At 70.2% G+C, this 6,349-nt stretch carries 4 protein-coding genes; 1 reads left to right on the top strand and 3 read right to left on the bottom strand.

Features of this window, described 5'->3' with window-relative positions:
- Positions 1-232 precede the first annotated feature (232 nt).
- Entirely contained in the window at positions 233-1,261 is a 1,029-nt protein-coding gene (locus tag FGF04_RS28750) for a glycosyltransferase family 2 protein (RefSeq protein ID WP_149514219.1), read from the top strand.
- 82 nt (positions 1,262-1,343) lie between these two features.
- On the opposite strand, the gene FGF04_RS28745 is transcribed toward FGF04_RS28750, so the two are convergent.
- The 3 genes from FGF04_RS28745 to FGF04_RS28735 all read right to left on the bottom strand — a co-directional run bounded on the left by FGF04_RS28745 (position 1,344) and on the right by FGF04_RS28735 (position 6,196).
- On the bottom strand, positions 1,344-2,954 hold the full coding sequence (locus tag FGF04_RS28745; protein WP_149514218.1) for an LCP family protein: 1,611 nt from the start codon (positions 2,952-2,954) through the stop codon (positions 1,344-1,346).
- Positions 2,955-3,029: 75 nt separating this feature from the next.
- Entirely contained in the window at positions 3,030-4,772 is a 1,743-nt protein-coding gene (locus tag FGF04_RS28740; RefSeq protein ID WP_149514217.1) for an LCP family protein, read from the bottom strand.
- A gap of 260 nt (positions 4,773-5,032) precedes the next feature.
- Positions 5,033-6,196 carry an LCP family protein gene (locus tag FGF04_RS28735; protein WP_149514216.1) on the bottom strand — a complete coding sequence of 388 codons (1,164 nt, stop codon included), beginning with the start codon at positions 6,194-6,196 and terminating at the stop codon, positions 5,033-5,035.
- Positions 6,197-6,349: the final 153 nt, after the last annotated feature.

Here is a 6,349-nt window from a genome sequence, read left to right as displayed (position 1 = left end):
CGTTGAGGACGGGCATGATCACGGACACGGCGGGAAGCTGCACGGCGGGCTTGGCGTGCATCGCGGGTTGCGTTACCGCGAACGGGGGACACGGAGGCGCGCCGCCCTCGCCCTGCGCCGGTCGGCCGGGTGTGGGGGTCCGTGAGCACCGTAGGCCCATACGATCTGCCGACCGGCGCAGGGCGAGGGCGGCGCGCCTCCGTGTCCCCCGTTCGCGGTAACGTAACCCGCGATGAACGCCAAGCCCGCCGTGCAGCTTCCCGCCGTGTCCGTGATCATGCCCGTCCTCAACGAGGAACGGCATCTGCGCGGAGCCGTCCAAGCGATCCTCGCCCAGGAGTACGCGGGCGAGATGGAGGTCGTGATCGCCATCGGTCCCTCGACGGACCGTACGGACGAGATCGCGGCCGAACTCGTCGCCGAGGACCCCCGTGTGCACACGGTCCCGAACCCGACCGGCCGCACCCCCGCCGCCCTGAACGCCGCCATCAAGGCGTCCCGTCACCCGGTCGTCGTGCGCGTCGACGGGCACGGCATGCTCTCGCCGAACTACATCGCGACCGCCGTGCGCCTCCTGGAGGAGACCGGCGCGCAGAACGTCGGCGGCATCATGCACGCCGAGGGCGAGAACGACTGGGAGCACGCGGTCGCCGCCGCCATGACCTCGAAGATCGGCGTGGGCAACGCCGCCTTCCACACCGGCGGGCAGGCGGCCCCGGCGGAGACGGTGTACCTGGGTGTCTTCCGGCGCGAGGCGCTGGAGCAACAGGGCGGCTACAACGAGGAGTTCATCCGTGCCCAGGACTGGGAGCTGAACTTCCGGATCAGGGAGGCGGGCGGCCTCATCTGGTTCTCGCCCGAGCTGCGGGTCTCCTACCGGCCGCGCCCCTCGGTCCGGGCCCTGGCCAAGCAGTACAAGGACTACGGCCGTTGGCGCCACGTCGTCGCGCGCTACCACGAGGGCTCCATCAACCTGCGCTACCTGGCGCCCCCGACGGCGGTCTGCGCGATCGCCCTGGGCCTGGTGGTGGGTGCGGCCGTGACCCCGTGGGGCTTCGTGGTCCCCGCCGGCTACCTCCTCGCCATAACCGCCGGCTCGCTGCCCGCGGGCAAGGGCCTGCCCCTGAAGGCGCGGCTGCAGATCCCGGTGGCCCTGGCGACCATGCACATGTGCTGGGGCTGGGGCTTCCTGACCAGCCCGAAGGCACTGGCGAAGAAGGTCATCGCCTCCCGCCGCCCGGCGGTCCTGACCGAGAGCTGACCGCCCTCCCCCCTCATACGCCGAAGGGCCGCAACCGCCGCTGTCACAGCGGCGGTTGCGGCCCTTCGGCCGATCAACGGCCCTAGTACCGGTACGGCGCGTACACGGGCATGCAGCCCTTCTCCGAGCCGTTCAGGGCGTCCGCGCTCCCGGGCAGGTCACCGGCGTCCGGAGTGGACTGCTTCGGGTAGGAGGTGCCCTCCCGCCAGTCGCTGCCGATGGTCAGCGTGGTGGTGACCACGTCCGCGACGGCCCGCACCTGACCGCTCGGCACCCCGACGGCCTTGGCCACGGACAGGGCGTTCGCCCGGCCCTGCGCCCCAGAGCTCTTCGGGTACGTCACCTGCGTGCGCGAGCTGGGACCGGGCTGCGCGCTCGCGGTGGCCTGCGTGAACCCCGCGTTCTGCAGGGCGCCCGCGATCGCCGCGGCGCGGCTGCCGACCGGCGCCTGCGTACTGTCCTCGCCCGCCGTGCCGTTGACCACCGTGACCGCCAGGCCCCCGGCGGGCGCCGCGGGCGGACCGGTCTCCTTCGGGCGCGCGGACGCCGCGGCGCCCTTGCCCTTCTTGCCGCCCTTGTCGAAGGCCACGTCGTTGCGGATCATCGACCAGACCTTGTCGGCGTCCGTGGGCTTGGGGACCAGGTGGTTGGCGTCGAGCGGGTCCGGCACCGTGGGCATGGTCGTCATCGTGAACCGGTCCGTGGGCACGGTCTTGAGCTTCATCGCCAGGTCGTACAGCTTCTTGACCGTACCGATCTCCTCGGAGACCTCCAGGGACTCGGTGGCCGCCTCCGCCAGGCTCGTCAGCCGTCCGCTGTCGGTGAAGACGTTCTGGCCCTTCAGCGTGCGGATCATCGAGTTCATGTACATGTGCTGGGCCTTGGCCCGGCCCAGGTCGCTCTCGAAGGCGTGCCGGGTGCGCAGCCACTGCAGGGCCTGCTTCCCCTTCACCTTCTTGGTGCCGGCCTTCATCTTCAGGCCGGAGCCGCCGGGCACCCCCGGCAGCGGGCGGTCCCACACGTTGTCCCGGACGCACACCTCGACGCCGCCGATGGCGTCCGCCATCTTCACCACGCCGCCGAAGTCCACCATCATCCAGTGGTCGATGTAGACGCCGGTGAGGTTCTGCCAGGTGGCCAGCGTGCAGCCGGCGCCGCCGCGCTGCAGCGACGAGTTGATGATGTTGACCGTCTCGGGGTACGTCTCGCCGGTGTCCGGGTCCTCGCACTCGGGGATCTTCACCCGGGTGTCGCGCGGGATGCTCACGACGGCGGCGCTCTTGCGGTCCGCGGAGACGTGCACCAGCATCTGCACGTCGGCCAGGGGCTTGGCGCCCACCTGGTCCTTGCTGCCGCCGAGCTTCACGTTCTCCTTGGAATTGCGGCTGTCCGAGCCGAGCAGCAGGATGTTGAGCGGCGTCTGGCCGTCCGCGTTCGGCTCGGCCTTCTCGACGCCGGACTCGCCGCTGTTGCGCTTGCCCTTGACGATGTTGCCGTTGAGGTGGCGGTAGTACAGGTATCCGGCGGCGGCCGTCCCGAGTATCAGTACCGCGAGGACCATCGCGAACCAGCGCAGTATGCGCCGGGGTCTGCCGCCCCGCCGTCCGCCCCGTCTGCCGCCGTCCCCGCCCTCGTCGCTCCCGCCGGACGCGCTCCGCCGGCGTGAACCCCCACGCACACTGCTCCGCGTCATGTCCCCTGCCTCCCCACCCTGCGCCTGACACAGGTCCGTCCTACGTCCTGATAGACGTAGGACGGACCTGTTAGGTCACTTGGCGCACTCGACCTTGTCCGCCGTGGACTTCTCGACGTCCCCCGGCGCCGTCGACGGAGTGGTCAGAGAGACCCCGGCCCCCTTGAAGTCCTCACCGAGGGTCAGCGTGATCGCAGGCAGACCCTGGGAGTTGGTCACGCTCTTGCCCGGTTTCATGGCCGACCCGGACAGACCCATGAGATCGGCGAGCCTGCGCGCCTGATCGGCCTGGTCGGGAGCGTACTCGACCGTCGTCTTCTTCAGCGTCGCACCGGCGTTGCCCGCGTTCTCGGACTTCGTGACGCCCTCTTCGAGCTGCAGCCAGTTGAGCATCTCCTGCGCGGAACCGGCGACCGCGCCGCCGTTGAGGACCCGGACGCGGACCTCGGCGGGGTCGGCCTTGCTGCCCTTGAGCCGGGCGGCCTCGGCGGCCTTCTCCTTCTTCTTCTCCTGCTTGACCGCGGTGAGCGAGACGTCGTCCTTGATCAGGGCGAACATCTCCTTGGCCTTGGCCTCCTGGAGGACCACCGTGGCCTTGACCTTCTCGGTGGGGTTGTCGGCCACCGGCACGGTGGTGAAGGACAGGTTCTTGGTGGGGAACTTGCCCAGCTCCATGCCGAGGTCGCGGAGCTTGGTGATGCTGCTGATCTTCGAGTCGACGGTCAGCGCCTCGGTGCCCGCCTCCGCCAGCTTCAGGAGCTTGGTCGGGCTGGTGAGGGTGTCGTTCGACTTCAGCTTGCGCATCAGGGAGCTGAGGAACTGCTGCTGGATCTGGATGCGGCTGAGGTCGCCGCCGAAGCCCACCGAGTGCCGGGTGCGGACGAAGGCGAGCGCCTCCTCGCCCTCGATGGTGTGCTCGCCCTTGGAGAGCTTGAGCTTGGAGTCCTTGTCGTCGATGTCCTTGGCCAGGCAGACGTCCACCCCGTCGACCGCCGAGGTCAGCGTCTTGACCGCGTTGAAGTCGGCGATCATGAAGTGGTCCATCTTGATGCCGGTGAGCGCCGTGACGGTCCGCATCGTGCAGCTCGGCGTGCGGCCCTCCTGGCCCAGGCTCTCGTTGAAGCGCGTGTTCGGCGTCCCCGGGATGACCTTGGTGGAGCCGTCCTCCTGCTCCGTCGGGCAGTCCGGGATGTCGGTGATCAGGTCGCGCGGAATGCTCATCGCGGTGGCGTTCGTACGGTCCTTGGAGACGTGCAGCAGCACCGTGGTGTCCGCGTGCCCCGGACTGTCCGAGTCGCCGTAGCCGTCGTTCCCGTCACCGGTGCGCTTGTCCGTGCCCACCAGCAGGACGTTGATGGCCCGGTCCTTGCTGAAGCCGCCGGTGCCCGCGCCGTCGTCGGAGACGGAGGTGATGTTGCCGTTTAGATGCTTCCAATAGAGGTAACCGGCACTACTAGTCCCGACCAGGAGGAAGGCGAGCGTGCCGCCCGTCCAGATCAGCACCTTCTTGCCCCGCGACTTCTTGGGCCGGCCCTTGCGGCGGCCCGGCGGGGGTTCCTGGGGTGCGCGCCGCCTGCGCGGTCCCGGGACGGCCGGTTCCGGCGTCCGTCCGGGCGACCCCTCGCGTTCCCGTCCGGGAGCGGTGCGCCCGCGCGGCGGCGCGGCGGCACCCGCCGCCCCTCGGGAGCGGGGGCCCGGGACGGCTGATTGCGGTGCGGAAGCCTGCAGTCGCAATTCGTAGTCGCCGGTGTTCGGGTTGAGTACCCACTGGTCTGCGGGGTCGATGTCGTCCGCCCGCCCACGGCCTTGCGCGTCCACGGTTGCTTGAGTCCTCCGTCGGGGCCACGCGGCGTCTTTCCCCCTCAAAAGACGCTCGGTCAGTCGGTCCCCGGTGCGCGGTCCCCGGGGAACACACCCCGCGGCCGGACACACCGGATCGCTCACACTAGCCGCCCACTTCGGCGTCAAGCGACGACGGTGACAAATTGCACGTCCCTACAAGCGGGCAATCCACCCAATTCCTTGAACGTACGTTCCCTCTCTTGGTCCGGCCTTTACCCGGAAGGCCCGCCGGGGCGTCAACCGCACACGTCCTCGGCGGCCGTGTTCCCCCGGAACGTGGGCGCCGGACTCTCTTCCGGCCGATAGCGCTCGAAGTCGTACGAACCGGCGTACTCCTCCTCGTTCCCGGCGGGTTCGGTGCCGTGCCGTTCCCCGCCGGAATCCCCCGGGAGTTCCCCGGAGTCCTCCTCGGGGACTTTCTCCGCCACCTCCAGCGGCGCGTCCTTGCGCAGCCGCTGGAAAAGTTTCTCCGCCTCGGGTTCCACGAGCTGGTCGCGATTGGCGTCGTGCACGTACGACTCCCGCGGCACGGTGAGGAATTGCACCCGTTCCACGGGGATGTCGCGCATACCGCGCACCAGGTCGTAAAGTCCCCGCAGATTGGCCAGTCCGGGATCGGTGGTGAGCGCGGACGTCGCCGCGTCCAGTACCGGATAGAGCTTCGCCGGATTCAGCAGGACGTCGTTGCTGCGCACCTTGTTGACGAGCGCGCCCAGGAAACGCTGCTGGCGGTCCATCCGGTCGGTGTCGCTGCCGTCGCCGATCGTCTTGCGGGCGCGGACGTAGCCGAGGGCCTGCTCGCCGTCGAGCCGCACCTTGCCGGCGGGCAGCCGCAGCTTGGCGGCGGGGTCGTCGATCGGCTCCTTCAGGCACACCTCCACCCCGTCGACCGCCTCGACCATGTCCTTGAACCCGTGGAAGTCCACCACCATGTGGTGGTCCACGCGGACCCCGGTCATCTTCTCGACGGTACGGATCGTGCAGGCGGGCCCGCCCCGCTGGAAGGCGTAGTTGAACATCGAGAACACCGGCCGGGTGCGGTCGCCGTCCGCCGCCCGGCAGCCGGGTATCTGCACCATCAGGTCGCGGGGGAGCGAGACGGCGGTGGCGCTGCGCCGGTCCGCCGCGAGGTGCAGCAGGATCGTGGTGTCGGAGCGCTCGGTGCCGGAGTCCCTGCCGTACTTGCGGTTGCCGTCCCCGGACCGCGAGTCCGACCCGATCAGCAGGATGTTCTGCGCGTCGCGCACCAGCGCGGTGGGCCGCTCCCTCTCGTAGCGGGCGAGCTCGGCGGCCGTGCCGTCGTCCGAGGTGATGTTGGCGTCCAGCTTCTCGTACACCGCCCAGCCGGCCCCGGCGGCGGCCACGACCACGACTCCGGCCCCGACGCCGGCCCCTCGCATCCACCGCCGACGCCGCCGGGCCCGCCCGGCGCCGGTCGCGGTGGCACCCGTCCCGGGCCCGCGCGTCCCACCGTTCCCGCTCGCCACACCACCCCTCCTCCCGCCGGCCTGCTCCTACGACCATGACGCGACCGGGCACCGAGGGCTCCGGGA

The sequence above is a fragment of the Streptomyces apricus genome, from assembly GCF_008369065.1.
GTDB lineage: Bacteria > Actinomycetota > Actinomycetes > Streptomycetales > Streptomycetaceae > Streptomyces > Streptomyces apricus.
This window is presented reverse-complemented; position numbering and strand designations above follow the sequence as displayed.

Coding starts and splice junctions, on each gene's coding strand:
- FGF04_RS28745 (WP_149514218.1), bottom strand. CDS start 2,954: ATGACGCGGAGCAGTGTGCGTGGGGGTTCACGCCGGCGGAGCGCGTCC.
- FGF04_RS28735 (WP_149514216.1), bottom strand. CDS start 6,196: ATGCGAGGGGCCGGCGTCGGGGCCGGAGTCGTGGTCGTGGCCGCCGCC.
- FGF04_RS28750 (WP_149514219.1), top strand. CDS start 233: ATGAACGCCAAGCCCGCCGTGCAGCTTCCCGCCGTGTCCGTGATCATG.